The following is a 23,769-nucleotide window of genomic DNA, read 5'->3' as shown; positions in this document are numbered from 1 at the left end:
GCAAGCCCGTGCTCGCGGTGACCGAGCTGGTCGCTTCGAATCCGGACAACGCCGCGCCGGCCACGCTCCGGGAGAACGGTCGTCTCTGCTATCCGAACCGCCCGATGGGCGCGCTGGTCCGCTTCGCGGAGAGCCGGTCGGCGGGATAGGCTCTGCTGCTCGTGGTTGGCCGCGGCTGCCGGCCGGGAGCGGCGGGCGAAACGGCCCGTACGGCGGATTCCCCCGGTTTGCGGACCCCAGAAATAAGCGACCCGACGTGTCCAGGACACGTCGGGCCTCCCTGGGAAGGGGATATCGGCTTGTTCTGAATAGGAAGTGCCGATTCAGGGAGCGGAGTGGCGAACTTTTTTCGCTTCCGGTGTCACTTTTTTGCGACTGAGTCGCTAAGTGGCTGAAAATACGACGATTTCGTTTGAGGAGAGAAGATGGCACGGGCGCTCGTTCTGACGGTGATCGGGGAGGATCGGCCGGGTCTCGTGGAAGCCCTGGCGGACCTCGTGGCGAGCCACGAGGGCAGCTGGGACGAGAGCCGGATGGCGCGCCTGGCCGGGCATTTCGCCGGCGTCGTCCAGATCCACCTCCCCGACGCCCGTGCGGACGGCCTGATCGAAGCGCTCCCGGGTCTCGCCGCGCGCGGGCTCTCCGCCAGCGTCGTCGACAGCGACTGGTCCCTCGCCGCCGTCGACCACCGTCGTTCGATCCGCCTCGAGCTGGTCGGGCAGGATCGCCCCGGCATCGTTCGCGAGATCTCGAGCGCGCTCGCCGCCCTCGGCGTGAGCGTCCAGGACCTGCGGACCGTCGTCGAGAGTGCACCGATGTCCGGAGAGCCGCTCTTCCGTGCGGAGGCCGAGCTCGCGCCGCCGGAGGACGTCGATCTCGACCGGATTCGCGACGCGCTCGAGCGGCTGGCCGACGAGCTGATGGTCGACGTGAACCTCGAGGCCTTCGACTGAGGCCGTCGCGGGTGGCGGATTTCCCCGGCCGGCCCGCGGCTCTCCGTACATCCTCTCCCGGCTTCCGCGTGCCGCCTCGTACGGCCGAGACGATCGAGGGCGAGCCGATCGCGAGATGATCCGCCGCTGGAAGCGACGATGTTATTCCTGCATCGCATGCCGATTCGCTTCCGCCGCTTCGAGCTCGATCCCGAGACCTATCACCTGAGCCGCGATGGGCGACCCGTGGCGCTCCGTCCGAAGGCGTTCGATCTCCTCGCCCATCTCGTCGCGCACCGTCATCGCGTCGTGTCACGCGAGGAGCTCGTCCGGGTCGTCTGGGGCCACACGAACGTGGGCCCCGGCTCGCTCTCCGGCCTGGTGAACGAGCTTCGAACCGCCCTCGAAGAGCCCGCTGGCGAGGCGGGCTCGATCCGGACCGTTCACGCGCGTGGCTACCAGTTCGTCGCCCCAGTGGAGGACACGGGCGCGTTGCGCGACCGAGCAGGAGCGAGGCCGGCGCTTCGGAAGGCGCTTTCCGACACACTTCGGCGTCACGGCGTGACGGAAGGCAAGCGGGTGGCGCCGCTGCTCGATCGGCTCTGCGAGGAGGCGAGCGGCCCGGCGCGTGCGCCGATGCGACGGGTGGAGTCGGCGAGAGCGATGGACGCAGCGCGCGCCGACGAGCACGATGCGGCGGGGCGAAGCGACAATGTGTCGCGCTGACGTCGCGGCATTTCCCCATCGCACGGGCCGTCGATCCGAGACCGGACGGCTTCGGTCCCTGAGTCAGCGAGAAAATCCCCACCGCATCCTGACGTCATGTCAGAATGACTTCGGGAGGAGGTTGGCGTGGGCAATGTGATCCGTTTAAGCTCGGCGCGCCCGCAAGGGGAGGCGGACCCCGACCTCACGGAAGGTCCCGGTGACACACCTCTCGGCGGCGAAGGGGAGCGGTGGATTCCCCGCCACGATTTGCGCGGCATGACGTCCGAGGCCGTGCCGCCCCGAGAGGAATGGATGCTCGAACAGCTCGATCGACGTGACCGACTCCGGCTGGTCGAGTTCGTCTGTTCCTTCGCCTGGGCAGACCTCGAGATCCGGCCCGAGGAACGCACCTTCATCTCCCGCCTGATCCGTCGTCTGGACCTCGACGAGGAAGAGGACCTGAAGGTTCAGCAGTGGCTCGAACGCCCGCCGAGCCTCGACGACCTCGACCCGATGTCCATTCCCCCGGCCCACCGCCGCATCTTCGTCAAGGAGATCGAGGGCCTGATCGAAGCCGACGGCGAAGTCTCGGACGAAGAGCGGGAATCCCTCGAGATCTTCAAGCAGCTCATCGGCTGATCCGTCGCCTGCGGGCGACTCATCCTTCGCCTGCGGGCGCTCGGCGAGTCGGGGCCTCTGCCTGGTCGCCTGCGGGCGCTCGGCGAGTCGGGGCCTCTGCCTGGTCGCCTGCGGGCGCTCGGGATCAGGCCTTGGAGGTCTTCGGGCGCCGGGGCGGGAGCGGGATGAGCATCGACGTGGAGTCGATGACTTCCTGATAGTTGGCGCGGCGCTCGAGGGAGCGCTTCTCGAGCGCGGGGATGCTGAAGCCCAGGAACATCGCCGTCATCGCCAGCGGGGCAAGGACGGCGAGCTTCGCGAAGCCCGGGTCGGCGGCGAGCCCGAAGAGCCAGAGGCTCCACCAGATCATCATCTCGCCGAGATAGTTCGGGTGGCGCGAGTAGCGCCAGAGGCCGGTCCGCAGGGTCTCCCCGGGCTTGCGGATCTTCGAGAAGGCGTGGAGCTGGGCGTCGGCGATCCATTCGAAGGCGATCCCGCCGAGGCCGACCGCGAAGGCGAGGCCATCGACCCAGGAGAGGGGCGCATCGCTCGTCACGAGGGCGGGCCAGGCGGCGACCAGACCGACGAAGACGATCACGGTCGGAAAGAAGTGGACGCCGCCGAAGCTGACGAGCCAATAGGTGCGCGGGAACATCACGCGGAAGTCCGCGTAACGCCAATCCTCGTGATCCATGCCGGTCCAGCCCCGGGTCCAGTTCCAGGTGAGCCGCGCGCCCCACACGACGAGCACGCTGACGATCATCCATGCCCGTGCGTCCACGGCAACGGATTCGGGCAAGAGCATCCAGTAGATCACGATCAGCGGCGGGATCACGCTCCAGTAGGCGTCATAGAAGCTCGAGTTGTCGTAGGTCATGCTCCAGCCGAAGATCACGACCGTCGCGACCGCGTCCGCGGCGAACGTGCGCCAGATCGGGTCCTCGATCGGGGCCCACGCGAGGGTGGCCAGACCGGCGCCGATCGCCATGACGTAGGAAGCGACGATCAGGGCGAGGGCGCGGGGGCGCGGGATCGCTGCGTTGGCGGATTCGCTCATGGGGATTCGTTCTCCGTGCGGTGGATGTCGTTCGGGCGGGGCCGGCTCAGCCGGCGACCTTGCGATCGCCGTCCCAGAAGGCTTCCCGCAGCTTGTACTTCTGGAGCTTGCCCGTCGCGGTGCGCGGGAGCTCGTCGACGAAGCGGACCTGCGTCGGGCACTTGAAGTGGGCGAGGTGGTCGCGACAGTGGGCGATCAGCTCGTCCTCCGTCGCCGAGGTCCCTTCGCGGGTGACGATCAGCGCGACCGGCGTCTCGCCCCACTTCTCATGGGGGACGCCGATGACCGCGCATTCGAGGACCGCCGCGTGCTGGAAGAGGCAGTCCTCGATCTCCGGGCTCGAGATGTTCTCGCCGCCCGAGATGATCACGTCCTTCTTGCGGTCGACGATGTGGATGTTCTCGACCTCGTCCCAGACGGCGAGGTCGCCCGTGTGGAAGTAGCCGTCGTAGATGGCGGCGTCGGTCTGGTCCGGCTGCTCGTAGTAGCCGGCGAAGACGACGTTGCTCCGGGCGCAGATCTCGCCGACGGACTTTCCGTCCTTGGGGACCGGGTTGCCGTCGTCGTCGAGGAGCTGCAGATCGACGCCGATCCCGGCGACGCCGGCGCGGGAGCGTCGCGCCCAGTCCTCGGCGTCGCAGTTGGCGTCCGGGCGCGAGATCGTGAGCAGCGGGGCGGTCTCCGTCAGGCCGTAGATCTGCATGAAGTGCCAGCCCATCTCCTTCTCGAGACGCTCGATGAAGGCAGAGGGGGGCGGGGCGCCGGCGACGGTGAAGCGCGGCTTCGTCTTCACGTCGAAGCGGTCCTTGTCCGGCGTATCGAGGATCGTGCGCAGGACGGCGGGCGCCATGCAAGCGAAGGTCACGCCTTCGTCGGCGATCAGCTGCAGGATCTCGTCGCCGTCGATCGCCCGCAGGATCACGTGCTTGCCGGCCAGGGCGGTCATCGCGAACACGCCGCCCCAGCCGTTGCAGTGGAACATCGGCAGCGTCCAGAGCTCGACGTCGTCGTGGGTCAGTCCGTTGTGGACGATCATGTTGTAGGCGTTCAGGTACGAGTTGCGGTGGGTCATGATCACGCCCTTGGGGCGGCTCGTGGTCCCACTCGTGTAGTTGATCGAGACGGTCTCGTTCTCGCCGATCTCGGGGCGGGTCGGCGGCGTCGCGCTCGCCTTCGTGACGAGCTCGTTCCAGCAGGTCCAGCCTTGCGGCACGTCGCCTTCGTCCTGGGCGACGATCCAGTGCTCGACCTTCGGGAGCTGGTCACGGATCTCGTCCACGACGCTCGTGTATTCCCAGTCGACGAGGACGGCGCGGACGCCGGCGTGGTTCAGGATGTACTCGTGGTCCGCGGCGACGAGGCGGTAGTTGAGCGGGACGAGGATGATCCCGATCTGGGCGGTCGCGTAGAAGCTCTCGAGATAGAAGTGGGAGTTCGGGCTGAGCATGCAGACCCGGTCGCCGCGCTTGAGGCCGAGGTCGAGGAGGGCGTTCGAGAGTCGGTCCACCCGTTCGTTGAACTCCCGGTACGTATACGTCCGGGGGCCGTCGACGATCGCCGTCTTGTCCGGGTACAGGCGCACGGCGCGGTCCAGGAAATCGGTGACGAGCATGGGCACTTCCATGGGAACCTCCTCGGCGGGGATCGTGCGAAGCCGACGCGGCCGCTCGGCGGAGCGCGAGTGTAGAAGGCCGCGCCGGGGGCGGGGAGGGGGCCGCACCGGACCCGGAGCCGCGATCGGTCGGGCGGGTTGCTAATGTCCGCGAGCCGGCGATCCGCCGGGATCACGCAGGGCCGAGCCGGCCCGATGAGCGAGGGGTGAGATGAGCCAGCGAAGGGATCGCATGACATCCAGGGGACTTCAGTCGGCCACGAGCCTCTGGGGCGACGAGGGCGAGACGAAGGAAGAGGGCGAAAATCCCTCGGAGGTCCTCGGCCTGCGCATGCTCAAGACCCGGACCGTGCTGGTGAACGGCCCCGTGGACCAGAAGCTGGCCGAGAAGGTGATGGGCCAGCTGCTGATCCTCGACGCGGACAACCACGACCCGATCCGCGTGATGATCACGTCCCAGGGCGGCCACGTGGACTCGGGCTTCGCGATCCACGACATGCTGCGCTTCATCGAATCCGACGTGATCACGATCGGGGCGGGCTGGTGCGCTTCGATCGCGGTCCCGATCCTGTTCGGCGCGCCGAAGGAGCGACGCTTCTCGCTGCCGCACACGCGCTTCCTGCTCCACCAGCCGAGTGGCGGCGCCGGCGGTCAGGCGACGGACATCCGGATCGAGGCCGAGGAGATCCTCAAGGTCCGCGAGCGCCTCAACAACCTGATCGCGAACGAGACCGGTCAGGATGTCGAGAAGGTCACCAGAGACAGCGACCGTAACTTCTGGATGAACGCGGAAGAGGCCCGGGAGTACGGTCTCGTCTCGAAGGTCATCACGAGCGCGACCGAGCTTCCGTAGCGCTCCTCAGAGCTTGAAGGACTCGCCGCAGCCGCAGGTCTCCTCGGCGGCGGGGTTGTCGATCTTGAAGCCCGCATCGTTGAGCGTGTCCGAGAAGTCGATCGTGATTCCGTCGAGGAAGGTCGCGCTCTCGGGATCGACCCAGACCTTCAGCCCCTGGAACTCGAGCTCGTCGTCGTCGTCTCGGCGGTCGCCGTCGAAGAGCAGCTCGTAGCGCATGCCGCTGCAGCCGCCGTTCTTGACGGCGACGCGGAGTGCGGTGTGGTCTTCGGGGCTCGAGGCGAGAAGCTTCTTCGCCTTTTCGGCAGCGGCGTCGGTGAGGGCGAGATTGACCATGGTCGTGTCCTTCGGTCGGTAGGGCGGGCGTCTAGAGGGGCGCGCGGTGATCGGTCGCCGCGGCATGGACTGCATTCAGCGTCGGCAGCGCGACCGGCTCCTCGGTCTCGAGGGCGCCCGCGCAGAGGTCGGCGAGGGAAACGGATTCGAGGGAGGCGCGGATGTCGCGGCCCAGCGTTCGCCAGAGCGAGGTGACCGCACAGGTCGTGGTGCGCTGGCAGTCGAGGCGCTCGCTCGGGCTGCAGTCGCAGCGGGCGCCCGGCAGGAAGCTCTCGTCGAGGGCGTGGATCGCGTCCCAGACGCTGATCGCGGCGGCCGGGCGCGTCAGCCGGTAGCCCCCGCTGGCACCGCGCACGCTCTCCACCAGGCCTGCCAGGCGCAGCTGACGCAGGAGCTTGGCCGCGTAGACGTCCGAGAGGCCCTCCGCCTCCGCGATCCGCGCGATCGGGACCGGGCCGGCCTCGGCCCCGCCCTGCGCGGTGAGGGCCACCTGGAGGAGGCATCGGAGCCCCGTTTCTTCCCGTGCGAGGAGGTGCATGAACAGGATCCTAAGATAGAATACCGATCGGTCAAGATTGGTCGGCGGATCGTGCGCAACGCGCCGGTCCGGCGCCGGCAATCGGCCTCCGCGGTCGCCTGGCGGGCGGGCGCTGGCGCGCGATCGCTGTCAAACTGGCCGCCCGGGCTCTCGGGTGGACTCGAAGCTTCTGGCTTCATGTCCTCGATCCGAAAGCTCTTTCGCTTCCGTGCCCGACTGGAGCTTCCGACTCGTGCCCCCGAACGAGAACCCCCTCGCCGTCCTCGAGGACCGCCGCGCTCGGCCGCTCCGCGACCTGCGCATCTCGGTCACGGACAAGTGCAATTTCCGCTGTCCCTACTGCATGCCGGCGGAGATCTTCGGCGAGAAGTACCCCTTCCTCCAGCGAGACGAGGTCCTGACCTTCGAAGAGGTCGAGCGCCTCGTCCGTCTCTTCGTGGGCTTCGGCGTGGAGAAGCTCCGGATCACCGGCGGCGAGCCGCTCCTGCGTCACGGCATCCAGGACCTGATCGCGCGCCTGCGGCAGGTCGGGCGCGAGGCGGGGGTCGACCTCGATCTGGCCATGACGACCAACGGCAGCCTGCTCCGTCGCTGGGCGAACGACCTCGCGGAAGCCGGACTCGATCGGATCACCGTCTCCCTCGACAGCCTCGACCCCGACGTCTTCCACCGGATGAACGGTGAGCGCTTCGACGTCGACCGCGTGCTCGACGGAATCGCCGCGGCCGAAGAGGCCGGTCTCGGTCCGATCAAGGTCAACTGCGTCGTCCAGCGCGGCGTGAACGACTACGGCCTTGTCGATCTCGCCCGCCACTTCCACGGCACGGGCCACATCCTGCGCTTCATCGAGTTCATGGACGTGGGCACCCTCAACGAGTGGAAGCGGGACGAGGTCGTGACCGGCAAGGAGATCGTCGAGCGGATCGGCGCCGAGATCCCCCTCGAGCCTGCGGACCCGAACTACCGCGGCGAGGTCGCGTCCCGCTATCGCTACGCGGACGGAGGCGGCGAGATCGGCGTGATCACGAGCGTGTCCTCGCCGTTCTGCGGGGACTGCACCCGCGCCCGCCTGACGGTCGAGGGTCAGCTCGTGACCTGTCTCTTCGCGGACGGCGGGGTCGATCTGCGTGAGCCGATGCGCGCCGGGAAGGACGACGACACGCTCCGCCAGGTGATCGCCTCGACCTGGACGAACCGCACGGATCGCTATTCGGAAGAGCGCGCGGGGCTGCTCCAGGTGGACGGGACGACGCCGAAGCGCGAGCGCGTCGAGATGTACCACATCGGCGGTTGACGTCGAAAGCGAAATTCCTCGCTTGACCTTTTGGTCGTTGCGGGCCTAGCATGAATTCGACGTCCGGCGGATCGGGCGGGGAGGGCATGCGATGGACCGCGCAGACACCGATCGAACCTCGACTCGCTCCCGACGCGACCGCCGGTCACAGAAGTTCCGGCGCGCCGCGCTCCTGGTCGTGGCGCTCGCGGCGATTCCGCTCGTCGGTTCGCGTTGCGCAGGGCCGGTGGGGCCGATGCGCGTCGGCGTCTGCAAGGTCGACATCACCCCGATCAGCCCGAGCCTCCTGGACGAGTACGAGGCGACCTTCGGCGTGCCCGGGACCGTCAACCACACCGATCCCGTCTACGTGGCCGGCTTCGGAAACGATCGTCAGGCGACGGGTTACAACGACCAGATCTGGGCCCGAGGCGTCGTCGTCGACGGCGCGGACGGACGCGTGGCGATCGTGTCCCTCGACCTCGTCGGCTACTTCAACCAGGAGGTCGAGACGATTCGGGGTCTGATCGATCCCGCGGCGGGAATCGACTACCTCGTCGCTTCCAGCACGCACAACCACGAAGGACCCGACACGATCGGGATCTGGGGCCCCGACGCGACCACGTCGGGTCTCGACTTCGGCTACCTCGACTTCGTGAACGCCTCCGTCGCCTCCTGCGTCGAAGACGCCGTCGCGGACATGCGGCCGGCGCGGATCAAGTTCGACACGGTCACCTCCGAAGGCCTGTCGATCGGATCCGACCCCGAGGACGACGGGTTCGGCGTCGCCGACAGCCGCGTGCTGGTGGGCGACGACCTGATCGCCCCGGACACCGACGGCCGGATCATCGACCCGCGCCTCGCGATCATGCAGGTGACCGAGCTTCGCCGACCCTTCGAACCGATCGCGACCCTCGTCAACTTCGCGAGTCACCCCGAGAGCCTCGGCAGCAACAACACGCTGATCACCTCGGACTTCCCGCACTACGCGCGCGAGCGCATCGAGGAGAACGAGGGCGGCCTGGCCATCTGGGTCAGCGGCGACCTGGGCGTGCTGCAGGGCCCCCTCGACATCGACGTCGAGGATCCGGAGACCGGAGCCGCGGCCCCGCGTCGAACGTTCCGGTGGGCAGAGGTCCACGGCCAGCAGCTCGGCGACCGCGTCTCGGAGGGCATCTCGCCCCGCCGCGGCCACTGGCTCGGTCGCGTCGAAACCGCGGAGCCCGAGAGGGTGTTCCTGCCGCTCTCGAATCCCTATTTCCGCTTCTTCATCGGGATCGGTGTCCTGCCTTCGGGGCTGTTCACCGGCGGCGCGCCGGACGAATCCGTGGGCTTCCCGTTCCCGGCGCCCTTCGACGTGATTCCTCAGGCCCTCGGCGAGGATCTGGGGACGGAGGTCGGTGGATTCCGGATCAACGAGGCGAGCTTCGCGGTCGTGCCGAGCGAGCTCGACCCGCAGATCGGGGAGCTCTATCGGGAGCGGATGGTCGGTGCGAAGCACACGTTCATCATCGGCCTCGGAAACGACCTGATCGGCTACCAGCTGCCCGAAGAGAAGTGGGACGATTCCTGCCACGCCTGTGGCCCCTTCGTCCTCGCGGGCGCCCCGGAATTCTGCCCTCTCTTCCCGAACATCGACTGCGACACGATCTTCCAGAACAACGTGGGACCGGACGTCGATCCGACGATCTCGGCGTCGATCGAGCCGCTGCTCGACGCGTTGCACGACCCGTCCCGCTTCCACCGCGAATAGGTGTCGCGCACCGCTCCGCATCGCCGCAGCCGCGCCGTGCGCGGGGCCGCGACCGGGTGGACTCGCTTCGGCGCGATCGTCTTCGTCGCCTGGGCCTTCTGCAACCCCGCGTGGGGCCACATCGAGGTCGGCGAGAAGAACCTCCTCGTGCAGGTCGCGGACGCGTCGGTGATCGTCCACGCCCGGATCGAGGAGAGCGGTCGCCCGTTTCGCTCGGCGGACGGGACGATCTCGCGACCCGTGGTCCGCGCGAAGGTGCTCGAGACGCTCAAGGGCGGCGCGAGCTTCGACACGATCGTGTTCGCGCAGCACGGTCATGGCGTGGCCGACTACCGAGCCGGCCAGGAAGCGCTGCTCTTCCTCGATCGGTTGGGATCGGAGGGCGAGCTCGCCTCGCTCGCCGGGCTGCCGGGGGCGCCGACGCACGTCTCACGGCAGGAGCACGACGACGCGTATCGCCTGACCGCGACGTCGCGCGACGTCCTGCTCCCTGCGGTGCGGGACCTCGTGCGAGCGCAGTCGCTCGGCGGGGCGCCGACCGGTGCGGAGGACGGGCGGACGTCGCGCCGGGCGCTCACCCGCCGCGCGGTCCTGCGTCTGCTGACGTCGGGGGATGTCCGCCTCGGGAACACCGTGCTCGTGGGCCTGGCGTCGTCCGGGGGCGGAGGCCTCCTGGAGCCCTCCGATCTGCCCCGACTGCTCGAGGTCGTCCGCGACGGGACGCTGTCGGCGGGCTACCGCGGCGCGCTCCTCGGGGTGCTCGAGTCGGCCGGGCTCGTCGAGGGCGCAGGCGCGTGGCGGGCCTTCGTCGAGAGCGCGCCCGCCGGCAAGCGCGCCGGCGCGCTTCGCGCGGCCGGCCGGAGTGACCATCCCGAAGTGGTCGCCTACCTCGTCGGATTGCTGGCGAGCGACGATCCCCGGGTCGCCGAAGAAGCGGCGATCGCCCTGGGGCGTCCGGGGCGGCGGGCGGCGGTCCCGGCGCTCGCCGCCGCTCTCGACCGAGAGGACCCCCGTCTGCGCGGCGCGGCGGTTCGGTCCCTCTCGACCATCGGCGGTCCGTCGGCGCGGGCGGTGCTCGAACGCGCCGCGGCCGACCACGCGGATGAGACGACGCGTCGGCGAGCGGGGGCGGCGCTGCGAAGCGGGCGCTAGCGCTCCCCTGCGGCGGAGCGGACGCTATTTGCTGCGTACGAAGAGAAAGTCGCCGTCTTCGTGGCGTGCGCTCCGGATCGGGCCGAACTGCGGCGTCTGGTCCGAGTCCCGCATGATCGGCTCGCGGATCTGGGCGTGGAGGGTGGTCGCGTCGAGGACTTCGTCGTTCTCGCGCAGCGACCGGAGGAAGGCGTTGGCGAAGACCGAGTGGCCTCCGCCGCCGCCGTCGACGACCGGCTCGTTGCCACCGGAGGTGAGGGCCAGGCGGGTCCGCCGCGAGGCGAGGCGCTCGACATGGGACGGGCCCTTGCGGGTGATCGCGATGCCGCGGGTGAGGGTCCCCGAGTAGCAGCTGTCCGAGACGACCATCACGTGCTTCGCGTCCATGGCGCGCAGGATCGAGGTGACCTTCGCGTTCGAGACCCAGTTCGTCTCGTCGTCCGGGTCCGCATCCGAGGGCAGCCAGTAGCCGAGATCCGCCTCCTCGTCGTTCCAGCCGTGGCCGGCGTAGTAGATCAGCAGGTTGTCGCGGGGACCCACCTTCTCCCGGTAGGCCGAGAGCGCGCGGATCAGGTCGGCGCGGGTGGCGTTCTCGAGGATCTCGGTCTCGAAGCCGTAGGCGGTCTCGAGCAGGCCCGACACGGCGCGGGCGTCGGATACGGCGGTCTTGAGGCGCGGCAGGGTGTCGTAGTCGTCGATCCCGATCGCGAGCAGGTAGTACTTGCCGTAGTCGACGTCATGCGAGCTCGAGGGAGCGGGACGGTCGAGGATCGCGAGGCCCTGGGGCAGGAGCGTCGAGGTCGGGGTGGCTTCGATCGCGACGCGAACGTGATCGAGTTCCTCGGTCGCCCGATCGGTCAGATCGTCGAGGGCCTTGTCGAGCGCCTGGCGCCACATGCCGCGGGTATAGCCGCCGCGGACGACCTTGCCGTAGGACTCGACCACGGAGCCCGTCTTGAGACCGGGAAGCTGGCTGGTGATGCGGGCGCGGATCTCGCCGCGCACGTAGGGCGACGCGCTCGGCGGGCTCTTCATCATCCAGTACTGCTCGACGGCGATGTCGACCGGAATCGCGCGCTCGTAGCCCTTGTCGCCTTTCTCCAGGACGCGGAAGCCGGCGCTTCGGAGGGCGCGGGCGATGGCGTCCGCGGTGGTGGACTGGACGGTGCGGTTGGGCTCGAGGAAGACGTTGTGGCCGGCGGTCCCGTTGGGTGTGTTCGAGCGCCCGATCGCCCGGCTGCGACGGACCGGGTCGTCGGCATTGCCGGTCAGGGTCGGAACGAGGCGGGTTCCCGCGAAGTCGCCGAAGCGGCGTTCATCGACGACGTCGCCGATCCGGACGGCGATGCCCTCGGCAGGGTTCTCGGTCAGCCCCGACTCCGGGGTCGGGATCACGCCGGTCCGGCTGGCACAGCCGGAGACGAGGGTGGCGAGGAGGGCGCTGAGGAGGAGGAGGGCACGGAGTCGCATGGTGTCCCCTGAATCGTTCGATGACGGGTTCATTTGCTGGAATCTACCGCACGGGGTGCCGCCGGGCGCGGAATCGGTTCCGCGCCCCGGAGGTACCGACCTCGGGGAGAAGGCCGAGACCTGCCCGCGGGCTGCTCGGAGGTTCGCCCTACGTCGGCGCAACCTGCGCGCAGCGGCTCAAGCGACCCGGACATCCTCCGATCCGAAAGGGGAACAAGGGGGCAGCGTGGCGCTATTCGGCAAGAAGAAGAAGCTCGGGAAGTCCAAGGGAGAGGAGGGCTACGGGCAGGGTGAGGCTTCGATCGCCGAAGGCGACGACGTCCTCCTCGACGAAGAGGAGATGGTCCAGAAGCTCCTCGCGATGATCGAGTCGCCGGACTACCGCCCGCCGACGCTGCCCGCCGTCGCCGTCGAGCTGATGACGCTCTCCCAGCGCGCCGACGTCGAGATCGACGACGTGGTCTCGCTCCTCGAGCAGGACAGCATGATCGCGGGGCGCGTGCTCAAGCTGGTCGGCACGGTCGGGCTCGCCGGGGCCGTGAAGATCACGTCGCTCCGGGAGGCGACCATGCGGATCGGCCTGGGGACCATCCGCGACATCGTGATGGAGATCGCGATGAACATGCGCGTGTTCAAGTCCGAAGACTACGGCGATACGATGGAGCTCCTGCGCCAGCACGCGACGGCGACCGCCCACTTCTCGCGCATCCTCACGAAGTACACGACCCTCGAATCGGAATTCGCCTTCATGGGGGGGCTCATGCACGACGTCGGGATCGCGGGCACGCTGCTCGCGCTCTCCGAGTCGAAGGGCCGCCGGAAGTCGCCGCCGGATCTGATCTCGATCTGGCCGGCGGTCGAGCGGGTGCACATGCGTGCCGGCGAGCTGATGGCGAAGCACTGGGATCTGCCCGCCGACATCCAGCTGGCGATCGCCAATCACCATCAGGTCATGATCGGCGGCCAGCCCCATCCCCTCTCCGCCGCGATCGCCCTGGCCAACGAGATGTCCCACTTCTTCGGCCTCGGGATCCTGCCGAAGGAGGGCGCCGCGCTCGAGCAGCTGAGCGAGCACGAGGCGGACTGCATCCGCTCCTACACCACCCTCGACAAGACCGGGGCGAAGACGCTGATCCAGGCGCGCGAGGCGCTCTCCCTCGACGAGAAGACGCTCGGCCTGATCCGCGAAGAGTCGGAGCAGGCCCTCGAGGCGATCGGGCTCGGCCGAGGCTGAATTCGCGCCGCGCTTTCCATACGCTCCGCGTCATGGAAAAGCTCGCCTACCTGCTCTGGAACGACGACCCGAACCTGTCCGTGGACGACTTCCGGGATCGCCTGATCGAGGAACTCCCGAGACCGCTCGAAGAGGCGCAGGCGACGCGGCTCAAGGTGAGCGCCACCGACTCCGACGTCGCCGCGGGCGCGGGGCTCCATCTCGGGAGCCTGCGGCCGGACGCGCTCGTGACGTTCTGGCTCGAGTGCTGCCAGGACCGGGCGCCGGTGGAGGCGGCGCTCACGTCGGTCTGTGATCGCCTCGCCGGCTATCTCGTCGTCGAGTCCCATCCACTTCGGACGAGCACGCCCGAAGGCGGCGTGGGCCAGCGCATGCCCGGCTTCAGTCTGGTCGGATGCATCGAGCCCAAGCCCGGCGTCGACCACGAGACCTTCGTGACGACCTGGGAGAGGGTGCACCGGGACGTGGCCATCGCCGTCCAGTCGACGTTCTCCTACGTCCGCAACGAAGTCGTTCGTCCGCTGACGGACGGCGCCCCGCCGTGGGGCGGGATCGTCGAGGAGGGCTTCCCGCTCGCGGCGCTCGAGGACCCCCAGGCCTTCTACGACGCCGTCGGGGACGATGCGAAGTACCAGGACCACCTGAAGCAGATGGTCGACAGCTGCAACGCCTTCCTCGACATGCAGAAAGTCGACTCGCATCCGATGAGCGAGTACCGGTTCTATTGACCGAGCCGACGGCCCGCCCGTGCCCGCACCGCGGGACGGACGCCTGGATGCGGCCTCATCGCTCTCGTCGCCGCGCCGGCGTGGGTGCCGAGCGGGCGGAGGACTGCCCCCGACGTCGCCGCGAGGCAGGGCGCTCCGAAGGCGAAGCGCCCACGCTTCCCTAACGAAGAGTCGCTTCGCGGAGCCCGTCGAGCGCTTCCTGGAGACCGAGTACGCGCTCGTTGACCACGTCGACGGCGCTGTCGACGCGATCCAGGGCGGCTTCCGCGCCGTCGGCGCGGGCGGACTCGGAATCGATCCGCTCGACGGCGGCGGCGAGGGCCTGCTCGTACTCCGAGCTGCGCGCTTCGAGCGTCGCGACGTCGCGGGACTGCTTGAGGTTGATCGCCACGGAGCCGAGCAGCAGACCGGCGAGGACGATCAGGACCAGGCCCGATCCGCCGCGCGACGACTTCTCCTCTTCGCCGGGCGTCTCGGCGGCGGAAGCGTCCGTCGCGTCGCCTTCGTCAGCGACGGAATCGTCGACCTCGAGCGTGGTCTCGGCCGCGGCGTCGAGATCGTCGACCTCGAGCTCCGGGCGGTCGTCTTCCGGTTCGGTGGCGTTCGGGAGGGTCGAGATCGGATTGGACATGGGGGGCTCCTGGTGAGGAAGGGCGCTTCGCGATCGGCGCGCGCGTGCCTTCCCGGAGTAGCAAATGCCCCGCCCCTGCGCTGCGTCACAATCCGGATCCGGCGCCGGAATCCCCTCGGATGTTCCGATCAGGCGTTCCGCTTCGGCGATCGCGTCATGCCGCCGGGGTCAGCCCGTCACCATCCCGGTCCGGGTGTGAAGGACGCGGCGCACGATCGGCTCGAACTCCTCGAGCGGCATGGTCTCGCCGGCCGGGTCGAAGGCGGCCTGGTCGTAGAGCTCGCAGAACTCGGCACAGTCGTCGTACCACTCGTGGCCGGCGAACTGGTCGCGGGCGTCCCGGTCCATTCCGATGTGGTGCCAGAAGTAGTACCCCTGGAAGACGCCGTGGTGCTGGACGATCCAGTGGACGCGGGGCGAGACGAAGGGGCGCAGGATCGCCGCGCCGACCTCGGGATGGTTGTTCGGGGCGAGGGTGTCGCCGATGTCGTGGAGGAGGGCGGCGACGACGTACTCGTCGTCCCGGCCGTCGCGGATCGCGAGGGTCGCCGTCTGCAGGCTGTGGGTCAGTCGGTCCACGGCGAAGCCGCCGTAGTCGCCGTCGAGCAGGCGGAGGTGGGCCAGCACGCGGTCCGCCGTTCCTTCGCAGAGCTTCGCGTGGTTTCCGCCGATGATCTGCCAGTCCTCCTTCGTTCCGTGCTTCATCTGATGGAAGGACGCGCGGGCCTCGGCGGTCGGTTCGGCACTCATCGGGATCTCCTCGTGGGTTGGCCGGAAGATACCGGATCGTCGTTCGGCCTCAGGGACTCGGGGTCGGGCCCGCCGCCGGCCGAGGCGCGGGCTTTCTGCGATTCTCCCGCCGGGCGCCGGCGTTGCTCCGAGACTGCGCCCGAGGAGGCGTCGTGACCCGGATCGAAGACCTGCCCACTCCGGCCCTCGTCGTCGACGGCGCGCGCCTCGAAGCGAACCTCGCCACGATGGCCGAGGCGCATCCGGGGGCCGCGCTCCGGCCTCACGTGAAGGCCCACAAGTGCACGGCCCTCGCGAAGCGTCAGGTGGCGCACGGGCACGCGACTTTCTGCGCCGCGACGATCCGCGAGATCGAGGGCATGGCGGCAGCGGGACTCGGTCAGGACCTGCTGCTGGCGAACGAGGTCCTCGACGCGAGGCGGCTCGGCGTGGTCGCGGCGGAGGGCGCGCGGGTGACCGTCGCCGTCGACTCCGAGGAGACGATCGAGGCAGCGGTCCGCGGCGGCGTCCGCGAGGTGCTCGTCGACGTGAACGTGGGCCTGCCGCGCTGTGGCTGCGCGCCGGACGAGGCCGGGCGCCTCGCCGAGCGCGCGCGGGCCGTTGGACTCGAGGTGCGCGGCGTCATGGGCTATGAGGGGCACGTGGTCGGCAACGCGGATCGCGCGGCGCGCGAAGCGGGCTGTCGCGCGAGCATGGAGCAGCTCGTCGCGGCCCACGCCGACGTCGGCGGGGACATCCTCTCCGCCGGGGGCACGGGCACGTACGACTGCAACACGTGGGCGAACGAGATCCAGGCGGGCTCCTATGCGCTTATGGATACGGCCTACGCGACCCTCGATCTTCCGTTCAGTCAGGCTTTCTTCGTGCTCTCGACCGTGGTCTCGATCGCGCCCGCCGGCGCGGGGTACGTGATCGGCGATGCCGGCCTCAAGGCGTTCGGTATGGATCACGGCAATCCGGCCCTCCCGGGCGGTCGCGTCCTCTTCTGTTCCGACGAACACGTGACCTTCGTCCCCGGCCGCGCAGAGGAGGAGACGGCGCCGTCGCCGATCGGCTGGGAGCTCGGCGCGAGTCCGAAGGTCGGCGACCGGATCCGGCTGGTGCCGGCCCACGTCGATCCGACCCTCGCATACCACGACCGGCTCTACGTGGCCGACGGTGAACACGTCGTCGACGAGTGGCCGATCGACCTGCGCGGCTGGCTGTAGGCGGAGCGACCGCGGTCGCTCACGCCGCCTTCGCGAGCATCGTCACCAGCGGGACCATCGAAGCCGCGAACACGACCGAGCGCAGGAGGTCGAGGTCGAGCAGGTACAGCGCGATGTGGAGGATCCGCAGGAGCACGAACCCGATCGCCCAGGGCGCCGCCTCCGCAGGGTCGACGCCGGCGAGATGGGTCATGATCACCGTCGGCGCGAAGAGGATCGTCGCCTCCCAGCTGTTCTCCTGGGCGCCGTAGAGGCGCGCCGGGAAGCCCTCGAGTGACCGGATCTGGCGGCGCGGCGTCTTGTTGTCCGCTTCCTCGAGCGTGCGCGTCCGCACGGCGAAGCCCGTGAGGGCAAGGGGAATCGGGATGAACATCACGATCACGAGGCACCAGAACGGAACGGTCATGCGAGGCCTCCCGGGTTTTTCGCCTATCGGGGTTCGAAGCGGAGGAATCGAGCGGACCGCGGCGAGACCGTCGACCAGGGGCCTTCGATTTCGAAGCGAGCGGTGGTCGCGGGGGTGAAACCGCTGCGCAGGACGTCGCGCGCCGCGTCGTCGCCGCCGGCGAGCTCGAGGGCCAGCACGGAGATCCCCGGGTTGTGCGCGAGCAGGAGGAGCGTCTCGACCCGTTCGTCGACGAGCGTGAGCCCGTCGAGGAGCCCGGCGGCGCTCGCATTGTAGAGGCTCGCCTCGAAGGTCGCCTCGCGGGGCGCGTCGAAAGCCGCGGACACGCATTCCCAGGTCTGTCGACACCGCAGGGCGGTCGAGGAGAGCGCGTGGTCCGGTATCCGCCCTTCGCGTCGAAGGGTCTCGCCCACCCGGTGGGCCGCCTCCCGCCCTTCGTCGGTCAACGGACGCTCGTGATCGCGCGCGGCGAGCGCGCTCTGCTTCGCGTGGCGCATGAGGATCAGGGTGCGCGGCATGCCGGAAGGACTAGCAGGCCTTCGGTCGCGACGCCGCGAAGGGCCAGGGGCTATCCTTCGATCGTTCGCCGGGTTCGCCGCCGGCGGCGTGGGAGACGGATGCATGCGCGAAGCGAAGTTCGGAATCGGGGAGATCGTCGCCCACCGCTTCCGTCCCTTTCGCGGCGTCGTCTTCGACGTCGACCCGCGCTTCAACCACACCGAGGAGTGGTGGCTCTCGATTCCCGAGGAGGTCCGGCCCCCCAAGGACCAGCCCTACTACCATCTCTTCGCCGAGACCGACGACTCCACCTACGTGGCCTGCGTGTCCGAACAGAACCTCGTGCACGATGGCGTGCACGGACCCTGCCGGCATCCCCAGCTCGACCTCGTCTTCGATGGCTTCGAGGAAGGGGCCTACGTCCCCAAGGATCGGGTCCAGAACTGAGCGCTCTTCCGCGGTCGTGCGCTGGCTAGAAACCGCAGCTCGGTCGCGAGCGCGGCTCCGGCGGCGGGAAACGGCGCTTCATCTCTTCGAGGGGCATGTCCTGGAACTGCTTGATCACCGCGATCCGGCAGGCACGCAGCTCGTTGCCGATCTGCCCCTCGCAGAGCGCCGTCACCTGCGCGCTCACGTAGTCGGACTTCGAGGGAGTGCGTTCGCAGCTCGCCAGGACGACGGCAATCGCGAGGAAGCCGACCACGCCGAGGTGGCGAAGCACGCGCGCGGATCCATCGGTCATCGTTCCCCCTCTGCCCGTACGCCGGTCCCCGTCAGGGACCGTCGCCATAGGCCTGCGCCGGGAGCCAGGTCGCGAGCTCCGGCCACACAAAGATGAGGGCGAGGCCGAGCAGCTGCAAGCCCACGAAGGGGAGGATCCCCACGTAGAGCGTGCGCACGTCGATCTCCGGAGGGGCGACGCCCTTCACGTAGAAGAGGGCGAAGCCGACCGGCGGCGTGAGGAACGAGGTCTGGAGGCAGACGGCGAAGAGGACGGTGAACCAGACGAGGTCGAAGCCGAGCTCGACGACGACGGGGGCGACGAGCGGCAGGACGATGAAGGTGATCTCGATCCAGTCGAGGAAGAAGCCCAGCAGGAAGGTCACGAAGAGGATCGAGAGGACGACGCCGTTCGGACCGAAGGGGAGGCCCAGGAGGGCGCGGGCGATCAGCTCGTCGCCGCCGAGTCCGCGCAGGACGAGGGCGAAAGCGGAGGCCCCCACGAAGATGCCGAAGAGATAGCCGGTCGTGAGGCTGGTCTCGCGGAGCACGTCCTGGAGGACGCTGCGACCGAGTCGCCCGCGCCACCCGGCGAGACAGAGGGCGCCGAACGCACCGACGCCGGAGGCCTCGGTCGGGGTCGCCACGCCGAAGAAGATGCTGCCGAGGACGGCGAGGATGAGGGCGGCGGCGGGCACGATGTCCCGGAGGACCGAGAGGACCAGGGAGAGCTCGACGGCCTCGGCGTCTTCCGGGGCCGGCGCGATCTCGGGTCGGAGCGCCGGCCAGAGGACGAGGAACACGATGTAGAGCGACGCGAGGAGCAGGCCGGGGATCATCGCGCCGAGAAAGAGATCGCCGACGGACATCGCGAGACGGTCCGCCATCAGGACGAGCATGATGCTTGGTGGGATCAGGATTCCGAGCGTGCCGACGGCGCACACGGTCCCCGCGGCGTAGGTCGGGGCATAGCGGGCCTCGAGCATCGGCGGGAGTCCGAGGAGGGCGAGCAGCACGACGCTGGCGCCGATGATCCCCGTGCTCGCGGCGAGGACGACGCCGATCAGGGCGACGGTCACCGCGAGGCCGCCCCGCACGCGGCCGAAGAGGCGCGACACGTCGCGCATGAGATCGGCGGCGATGCCGGCGCGATCGAGGAGGAGGCCCATGCAGACGAACATCGGCAGCGCGACCAGCACCCAGTTGTCCATCAGGTCCCAGATCCGATCGGCGACCAGCGACGCGTAGCTCCAGTCGACGCCCGTGAAGAACCCGAGATCGCGTTCGACGATGATCGCGATCGCCGTGAAGAGGATGGCGATCCCGCCGAGGACCCAGGCGACCGGAAAGCCCGACAGGATGCCCAGGATGAACGACGCGAACATCGCGACGGCGAGCCACTCGCGCACGCTCACGCGTCCGTCTCCGGGAAGAGCGATCGGTACAGGCGGCGCAGCCGGGTCAGGGTCGCCACGCCGAGCGCGGCGAAGGCCAGCGGGAGAACCGCCTTGAGGAGCCACCGGTAGGGCAGGCCGCCGGCGGACGCGGACTCCTCCCCGGCGCGGAAGCTCTCCGCCACGAAGGGAGCGGCGCTCCACAGGACGAGGACGACGAGCGGGAGCTGGAAGAGCAGCACACCGTAGAAGTCGATCCAGTCCCGGGTACGCGGGCGCATGCGCTCGCGCAGCACGTCGACGCGCACGTGACGGTCGTGGACGACGCAGCCGACGATTCCGGCGAGGAAGCCCACGGCGTAGAGATGCCACTGGAGCTCCTCGAGCTGGATCAGGCCGACGCCGAACACGAAGCGGAGCACGACCGCGGAGACGATCACGGCGATCAGCGCGATCCAGATCCAGGAGATCGCGTCCCCGATCCGGTCGAGGGCGGCGTTCACACCCCGCGGCGACGGCCCGTCTTCAGTCGCCACCGGCGTCTCCGTGGGGGCCGCCGGGGCCGTCGGGGTCGGGATAGGCGAGGGCGCGCCACCTCGCGTAGCGCGCCCGGAACGCCCGTTGGTGGGCGAGGACGCGCGCGAAACCGGGATCCGCGTTCGCTTCCTCTTCGAGGACCGCGTTCGCCTCGGCCTCGAGGATCGCGAGGAGCGAGGGCGAGAGCGATCGCGTCTGCACGCCCTTGCGCGCGAGGGCCTCGATCACGGGACCCTGACTCGCCTCGGCGCGGGCGAAGTTGCGGTAGACGCCGTTGCCGCAGGCGAGCTCGATCGTGGCGCGGTCGTTCTCCGGCAGCGCGTCCCAGGTCGGCTTGTGGACGACGAGATGGAAGGTCGTGTGCGGTTGGTGCCAGCCGGGGAAGTAGTTGAACGTCGCCACGCGATCGAAGCCGAGGCGTTCGTCGACGGCGGGCAGGGAGAACTCGGTCGCGTCGATGGCCCCCTTCTCGAGGGCCTGGAAGAGCTCGCCCCCCGGCATCATCGTCACCGACGCACCGAGCCGCTGAAGCACGCGTCCGCCGAGGCCGGCGAAGCGGATCTTCAGGCCCTCGACGTCTTCGGGGGCGTTCACCTCCTTTCGGAACCAGCCCGCCGTCTCCGGACCGATCATGCCGCACAGGATCGGCTCGACGCCGAGCGGTCGATAGATCTCACGGGCCAGGTCGCCCCCGCCGCCGCCGACCCACCAGGCGGTGTACTCCCAGGGCGTCATGCCGAAGGGGACGGCGCCGAAGAGCACCGACACCGCGAGTCTCCCCTGGTCGTAACCGAGCCAGGTATAACCGGCCTCGATCTTGCCCCGGCTGACCGCTTCGACGATTGCGAAGGCGGGGACGACTTCGCCTGGATCGTCGACGGTCCAGTCGATCCGCCCTCCAGTCGCCGCCCGGAGCGCATCGGCCACCTCGACGGGGTTGTCGCCGAGGGCGGGGAGATGGGTGCCGAAGGCGCTCGTCACGCGCCAGCGCACGGAGGGGCCGCTCGCGACGGCCTCGCCGCTCGCGGGCGCGGTGTCGCGCGCCGACCGGAGCGAGCCTGCGGCGAGGACGCCGACGAGGAACGCGATCACGACGGCGACGAGGGCTTCGCGTCTGGACAACCGGGGCTCCTCTCCGCTTCGACCCGAAGCGTCGCGCGCGGCCTAGCGCCCGAGTTCCTGAAGGCGCATCTCGATCTCGAGGATCTCGTCGTCGCGCAGGACCGAAAGCGTGACCTTCTCGCCAGGCTCCCGACCGTCCAGGGCGTTGGCGAGGGCCGCGAAGCCGTCGATCCGTGCGCCGTCGAGCGCGATGACCACGTCGACGGAGGCGACGCGGCCGTAGCGGTCGGCGACGACGCTGCGCAGGCCTGCGCGTTCGGCTTCGCTGCCCGGCGCGACCTCGTGGATGCCGACGCCCGCGATTCCCCAGCGCTGGACGATCTGGTCCCGGAGCACACGCACGCCGAGGCCGACGCGGCGGACCTGCCCGAAGCGGATCAGCTGGGGGACGATCCGCTGGACCGTGTCGATCGGGATTGCGAAGCCGATGCCCGCGCTGGCACCGCTCGGGCTGTAGATCGCGGTGTTCACGCCGATCACGCGGCCCCGTGAGTCGAGCAGGGGGCCGCCGGAGTTGCCCGGATTGATCGACGCGTCGGTCTGGATCACGTCCTCGATCACGAAGCCGCCCTGGGTCGGGAACTCGCGGCCGAGGGCGCTGATGATGCCGGTCGTGAGGGTCCGGTCGAGGCCGAAGGGATTGCCGATCGCGAGGACCTTCTGGCCGACGGCGAGCTTCGCGCTCGCGCCGAGCGGAAGGGGTTGGAGGTCGAGCCCCTCCGTATCGAAATGGAGAACGGCGAGGTCCTTGCGCGGCTCGACGCCGACGACGCGCGCATCGCGGGTGACGCCTGTGGGCAGGGTGATCGAGAAGGTCTGCCCGCCTTCGAGGACGTGGAAATTCGTGACGACGTGGCCGTGCTCGTCCCACAGGAAGCCCGATCCGGCACCCTGGGGCACCTCGGTCACGTCCATCGAGAAGAAGTCGCGGCGGAGCGCGTTGTTCGTCACGAAGACGACCGAGGGATCCGCGCGGCGGAACACGTCCATCGTGTTGCGCTCGCTCTCGAGGAGCGCCGGATCGGGGGCGGAGAGCGGGGTGGGCGGTGCCAGAACGGGCCTATCAGGCTCGGCGACGGCCGGGCCCTCCGGTTCCGCGACCGCCGGCGTCGGTACGGAGAAGACGAGGCTCCCGATCCAGACCCCGAAGAGGATCAGTCCGAGGGAGACCGCAGCCGAGAAGACGACGCGCATCGACTAGCCCTGGAGTGCGTCCGAGCTGGCCAGCTCGACGGCGGCTTCGGCCAGGGCGTCGACCTGTTTGCGGAAGCGCTCGGTGTCGCCGCCGTCGCCCATCACGCCCTTGAGATAGCGAGCGAGCACCCCCTCGACGATCGCGGCGAGGCGCCAGTACTGGAATGCGCGGTAGTAGTCGACGCCGGCGGTGCTCCGGCCGGTCAGCTCTTCGTAGCGTGCCAGCATCGCCTCCCGCGTCGGGAACCCGCCGCAGGAGATCGCCGACTCGCCGGTTCCGCTCGCGGTCGGACGCGAGTCGTTCGGGCCGTTCCAGTCGTTCATCAAGTAGCCGACGTCCGCCATCGGGTCGCCCAGGGTGCAGAGCTCCCAGTCGAGCACCGCGGCGATCCGGCCGTTCGCTCCGTCCGACAGGAAGTTCCCCATGCGGTAGTCGCCGTGGACGATCGAAGCCCCGTTCTGCTCCGGCATCTTCGACTCGAGGAGCGCGTGCGCTTCCTCCATCGCCGCCAGCTCGCGCGTCTTCGACTTCTCCCACTGTCCCTTCCAGCGCTTGAGCTGGCGGGTGAGGTACGCCTCGCGGCGTCCGAGGTCGCCGAGACCGACGTCGTCGGGCTCGATGTCGTGGAGGTGCGCCAGGGTTTCGATGATGTGCATCCCGAGCGCTTCGCGTCGGTCCGCGGGGACGGTCTTCTCGGTCTGGCCCGGCGTCGTGAGGACGTCGCCCTCGACGTACTCCATCACGTAGAAGGGCGCGTCGTTCACCGACTCGTCTTCGCAGAGCGCGAGCACCGGCGCGACCGGGACGGCGCTGCCACCGAGACCCGCGAGGATGCGGTGCTCTCGGGACATGTCGTGGGCGGTAGCGAGGACCATCCCGAGCGGGGGGCGTCGCAGGACCATCTTTCGGCCCTTCGCGTCCTCGGCGAGGTAGGTCAGGTTGGAGTGGCCGCCGACGATCATGTCGAAGCGGAGCGGCGGCGCAACGCCCGCGATGTGCTCGGCGAAATAGCGGTCGAGGTTGTCTTGCTGGATGCCCTTCATG

26 protein-coding genes are annotated in these 23,769 nt (G+C 69.3%); 11 read left to right on the top strand and 15 right to left on the bottom strand.

Features of this window, described 5'->3' with window-relative positions; translation table 11 throughout:
- Positions 1-425: 425 nt before the first annotated feature.
- The 3 genes from NXI30_24205 to NXI30_24195 all read left to right on the top strand — a co-directional run bounded on the left by NXI30_24205 (position 426) and on the right by NXI30_24195 (position 2,279).
- Positions 426-953 carry a glycine cleavage system protein R gene (locus tag NXI30_24205; GenBank protein MCR9097334.1) on the top strand — a complete coding sequence of 176 codons (528 nt, stop codon included), beginning with the start codon at positions 426-428 and terminating at the stop codon, positions 951-953.
- A 138-nt stretch (positions 954-1,091) separates the two neighbouring features.
- Positions 1,092-1,658 (top strand): winged helix-turn-helix domain-containing protein, encoded by a 567-nt coding sequence (locus NXI30_24200; GenBank protein MCR9097333.1) that lies wholly within the window; start codon positions 1,092-1,094, stop codon positions 1,656-1,658.
- A 258-nt stretch (positions 1,659-1,916) separates the two neighbouring features.
- Entirely contained in the window at positions 1,917-2,279 is a 363-nt protein-coding gene (locus NXI30_24195; protein MCR9097332.1) for a TerB family tellurite resistance protein, read from the top strand.
- A 124-nt stretch (positions 2,280-2,403) separates the two neighbouring features.
- On the opposite strand, the gene NXI30_24190 is transcribed toward NXI30_24195, so the two are convergent.
- The gene (locus NXI30_24190; GenBank protein MCR9097331.1) at positions 2,404-3,315 is read right to left on the bottom strand and encodes a DUF1295 domain-containing protein; all 912 of its coding nucleotides are present in this window, start codon (positions 3,313-3,315) and stop codon (positions 2,404-2,406) included.
- A gap of 46 nt (positions 3,316-3,361) precedes the next feature.
- Positions 3,362-4,939, bottom strand: coding sequence for a long-chain-fatty-acid--CoA ligase (locus NXI30_24185; GenBank protein MCR9097330.1), 1,578 nt, complete (start codon positions 4,937-4,939; stop codon positions 3,362-3,364).
- A 220-nt stretch (positions 4,940-5,159) separates the two neighbouring features.
- Here NXI30_24185 and NXI30_24180 point away from each other — a divergent pair, with 220 nt between their 5' ends.
- A complete protein-coding gene (locus tag NXI30_24180; GenBank protein ID MCR9097329.1) occupies positions 5,160-5,780 on the top strand; it encodes an ATP-dependent Clp protease proteolytic subunit in 621 nt (206 codons plus the stop codon).
- A 6-nt stretch (positions 5,781-5,786) separates the two neighbouring features.
- On the opposite strand, the gene NXI30_24175 is transcribed toward NXI30_24180, so the two are convergent.
- Together NXI30_24175 and NXI30_24170 are read right to left on the bottom strand one after the other, a co-directional pair.
- On the bottom strand, positions 5,787-6,116 hold the full coding sequence (locus NXI30_24175; GenBank protein ID MCR9097328.1) for an iron-sulfur cluster assembly accessory protein: 330 nt from the start codon (positions 6,114-6,116) through the stop codon (positions 5,787-5,789).
- Positions 6,117-6,147: 31 nt separating this feature from the next.
- Positions 6,148-6,654: an Rrf2 family transcriptional regulator gene (locus NXI30_24170; GenBank protein MCR9097327.1), complete on the bottom strand. Its 507-nt coding sequence runs from the start codon at positions 6,652-6,654 to the stop codon at positions 6,148-6,150.
- 208 nt (positions 6,655-6,862) lie between these two features.
- Between NXI30_24170 and moaA the strand changes: the two genes are divergently transcribed.
- The 3 genes from moaA (at position 6,863) to NXI30_24155 (ending at position 10,832) form a co-directional block, all read left to right on the top strand.
- A complete protein-coding gene (gene moaA / locus NXI30_24165; protein MCR9097326.1) occupies positions 6,863-7,948 on the top strand; it encodes a GTP 3',8-cyclase MoaA in 1,086 nt (361 codons plus the stop codon).
- 91 nt (positions 7,949-8,039) lie between these two features.
- Positions 8,040-9,680 (top strand): neutral/alkaline non-lysosomal ceramidase N-terminal domain-containing protein, encoded by a 1,641-nt coding sequence (locus NXI30_24160; protein ID MCR9097325.1) that lies wholly within the window; start codon positions 8,040-8,042, stop codon positions 9,678-9,680.
- On the top strand, positions 9,681-10,832 hold the full coding sequence (locus NXI30_24155) for a HEAT repeat domain-containing protein (protein ID MCR9097324.1): 1,152 nt from the start codon (positions 9,681-9,683) through the stop codon (positions 10,830-10,832).
- Positions 10,833-10,856: 24 nt separating this feature from the next.
- Here NXI30_24155 and NXI30_24150 read toward each other — a convergent pair whose 3' ends face one another.
- Positions 10,857-12,302 (bottom strand): caspase family protein, encoded by a 1,446-nt coding sequence (locus tag NXI30_24150; protein ID MCR9097323.1) that lies wholly within the window; start codon positions 12,300-12,302, stop codon positions 10,857-10,859.
- 226 nt (positions 12,303-12,528) lie between these two features.
- Between NXI30_24150 and NXI30_24145 the strand changes: the two genes are divergently transcribed.
- Positions 12,529-13,536 carry an HDOD domain-containing protein gene (locus NXI30_24145; protein ID MCR9097322.1) on the top strand — a complete coding sequence of 336 codons (1,008 nt, stop codon included), beginning with the start codon at positions 12,529-12,531 and terminating at the stop codon, positions 13,534-13,536.
- Positions 13,537-13,568: 32 nt separating this feature from the next.
- On the top strand, positions 13,569-14,264 hold the full coding sequence (locus tag NXI30_24140) for an EthD domain-containing protein (protein ID MCR9097321.1): 696 nt from the start codon (positions 13,569-13,571) through the stop codon (positions 14,262-14,264).
- 160 nt (positions 14,265-14,424) lie between these two features.
- On the opposite strand, the gene NXI30_24135 is transcribed toward NXI30_24140, so the two are convergent.
- Positions 14,425-14,895, bottom strand: coding sequence for a hypothetical protein (locus NXI30_24135; GenBank protein ID MCR9097320.1), 471 nt, complete (start codon positions 14,893-14,895; stop codon positions 14,425-14,427).
- A gap of 168 nt (positions 14,896-15,063) precedes the next feature.
- Positions 15,064-15,645, bottom strand: coding sequence for an HD domain-containing protein (locus NXI30_24130; GenBank protein MCR9097319.1), 582 nt, complete (start codon positions 15,643-15,645; stop codon positions 15,064-15,066).
- Positions 15,646-15,797: 152 nt separating this feature from the next.
- On the opposite strand from NXI30_24130, the gene NXI30_24125 reads away from it, so the two are divergent.
- Positions 15,798-16,853, top strand: coding sequence for an alanine racemase (locus NXI30_24125; GenBank protein MCR9097318.1), 1,056 nt, complete (start codon positions 15,798-15,800; stop codon positions 16,851-16,853).
- Between the two features lie 19 nt (positions 16,854-16,872).
- Here the strand turns inward: NXI30_24125 and NXI30_24120 are convergent, their stop codons facing one another.
- Positions 16,873-17,259: an MAPEG family protein gene (locus tag NXI30_24120; protein MCR9097317.1), complete on the bottom strand. Its 387-nt coding sequence runs from the start codon at positions 17,257-17,259 to the stop codon at positions 16,873-16,875.
- Positions 17,260-17,282: 23 nt separating this feature from the next.
- The gene (locus tag NXI30_24115; GenBank protein MCR9097316.1) at positions 17,283-17,777 is read right to left on the bottom strand and encodes a histidine phosphatase family protein; all 495 of its coding nucleotides are present in this window, start codon (positions 17,775-17,777) and stop codon (positions 17,283-17,285) included.
- Positions 17,778-17,880: 103 nt separating this feature from the next.
- On the opposite strand from NXI30_24115, the gene hspQ reads away from it, so the two are divergent.
- Positions 17,881-18,204: a heat shock protein HspQ gene (hspQ, locus tag NXI30_24110; protein ID MCR9097315.1), complete on the top strand. Its 324-nt coding sequence runs from the start codon at positions 17,881-17,883 to the stop codon at positions 18,202-18,204.
- A gap of 25 nt (positions 18,205-18,229) precedes the next feature.
- On the opposite strand, the gene NXI30_24105 is transcribed toward hspQ, so the two are convergent.
- Genes NXI30_24105 through NXI30_24080 form a run of 6 tightly spaced genes read right to left on the bottom strand, consistent with a single transcriptional unit; the run spans position 18,230 to position 23,768 of the window.
- A complete protein-coding gene (locus NXI30_24105; GenBank protein MCR9097314.1) occupies positions 18,230-18,499 on the bottom strand; it encodes a hypothetical protein in 270 nt (89 codons plus the stop codon).
- Between the two features lie 31 nt (positions 18,500-18,530).
- On the bottom strand, positions 18,531-19,892 hold the full coding sequence (locus NXI30_24100; protein MCR9097313.1) for a TRAP transporter large permease subunit: 1,362 nt from the start codon (positions 19,890-19,892) through the stop codon (positions 18,531-18,533).
- The gene (locus NXI30_24095; GenBank protein ID MCR9097312.1) at positions 19,889-20,407 is read right to left on the bottom strand and encodes a TRAP transporter small permease subunit; all 519 of its coding nucleotides are present in this window, start codon (positions 20,405-20,407) and stop codon (positions 19,889-19,891) included. The genes NXI30_24100 and NXI30_24095 overlap by 4 nt, the downstream gene beginning before the upstream one ends.
- A complete protein-coding gene (locus tag NXI30_24090) occupies positions 20,397-21,530 on the bottom strand; it encodes a TRAP transporter substrate-binding protein (GenBank protein ID MCR9097311.1) in 1,134 nt (377 codons plus the stop codon). Before NXI30_24090 ends, NXI30_24095 begins: the two co-directional genes overlap by 11 nt.
- Before the next feature lie 42 nt (positions 21,531-21,572).
- Entirely contained in the window at positions 21,573-22,724 is a 1,152-nt protein-coding gene (locus NXI30_24085) for a trypsin-like peptidase domain-containing protein (protein MCR9097310.1), read from the bottom strand.
- A gap of 3 nt (positions 22,725-22,727) precedes the next feature.
- Complete coding sequence (locus NXI30_24080; protein ID MCR9097309.1) at positions 22,728-23,768, bottom strand: phosphotransferase family protein; 1,041 nt, start codon at positions 23,766-23,768, stop codon at positions 22,728-22,730.
- Between the last annotated feature and the right edge of the window lies 1 nt (position 23,769).

The organism is bacterium, assembly GCA_024742285.1.
GTDB lineage: Bacteria > Myxococcota_A > UBA9160 > UBA9160 > UBA4427 > UBA4427.
The sequence above is the reverse complement of the archived record's forward strand: the minus strand, read 5'-3'. Positions and strand labels throughout refer to the sequence as shown.

Coding starts and splice junctions, on each gene's coding strand:
- NXI30_24080 (MCR9097309.1), bottom strand. CDS start 23,768: ATGAAGGGCATCCAGCAAGACAACCTCGACCGCTATTTCGCCGAGCAC.
- NXI30_24120 (MCR9097317.1), bottom strand. CDS start 17,259: ATGACCGTTCCGTTCTGGTGCCTCGTGATCGTGATGTTCATCCCGATT.
- NXI30_24190 (MCR9097331.1), bottom strand. CDS start 3,315: ATGAGCGAATCCGCCAACGCAGCGATCCCGCGCCCCCGCGCCCTCGCC.
- NXI30_24200 (MCR9097333.1), top strand. CDS start 1,092: ATGTTATTCCTGCATCGCATGCCGATTCGCTTCCGCCGCTTCGAGCTC.
- NXI30_24140 (MCR9097321.1), top strand. CDS start 13,569: ATGGAAAAGCTCGCCTACCTGCTCTGGAACGACGACCCGAACCTGTCC.
- NXI30_24130 (MCR9097319.1), bottom strand. CDS start 15,645: ATGAGTGCCGAACCGACCGCCGAGGCCCGCGCGTCCTTCCATCAGATG.
- NXI30_24160 (MCR9097325.1), top strand. CDS start 8,040: ATGGACCGCGCAGACACCGATCGAACCTCGACTCGCTCCCGACGCGAC.
- NXI30_24185 (MCR9097330.1), bottom strand. CDS start 4,939: ATGGAAGTGCCCATGCTCGTCACCGATTTCCTGGACCGCGCCGTGCGC.
- NXI30_24195 (MCR9097332.1), top strand. CDS start 1,917: ATGACGTCCGAGGCCGTGCCGCCCCGAGAGGAATGGATGCTCGAACAG.
- NXI30_24135 (MCR9097320.1), bottom strand. CDS start 14,895: ATGTCCAATCCGATCTCGACCCTCCCGAACGCCACCGAACCGGAAGAC.
- NXI30_24085 (MCR9097310.1), bottom strand. CDS start 22,724: ATGCGCGTCGTCTTCTCGGCTGCGGTCTCCCTCGGACTGATCCTCTTC.
- NXI30_24105 (MCR9097314.1), bottom strand. CDS start 18,499: ATGACCGATGGATCCGCGCGCGTGCTTCGCCACCTCGGCGTGGTCGGC.
- NXI30_24180 (MCR9097329.1), top strand. CDS start 5,160: ATGACATCCAGGGGACTTCAGTCGGCCACGAGCCTCTGGGGCGACGAG.
- NXI30_24115 (MCR9097316.1), bottom strand. CDS start 17,777: ATGCCGCGCACCCTGATCCTCATGCGCCACGCGAAGCAGAGCGCGCTC.
- NXI30_24175 (MCR9097328.1), bottom strand. CDS start 6,116: ATGGTCAATCTCGCCCTCACCGACGCCGCTGCCGAAAAGGCGAAGAAG.
- NXI30_24170 (MCR9097327.1), bottom strand. CDS start 6,654: ATGCACCTCCTCGCACGGGAAGAAACGGGGCTCCGATGCCTCCTCCAG.
- NXI30_24205 (MCR9097334.1), top strand. CDS start 426: ATGGCACGGGCGCTCGTTCTGACGGTGATCGGGGAGGATCGGCCGGGT.
- hspQ (MCR9097315.1), top strand. CDS start 17,881: ATGCGCGAAGCGAAGTTCGGAATCGGGGAGATCGTCGCCCACCGCTTC.
- NXI30_24150 (MCR9097323.1), bottom strand. CDS start 12,302: ATGCGACTCCGTGCCCTCCTCCTCCTCAGCGCCCTCCTCGCCACCCTC.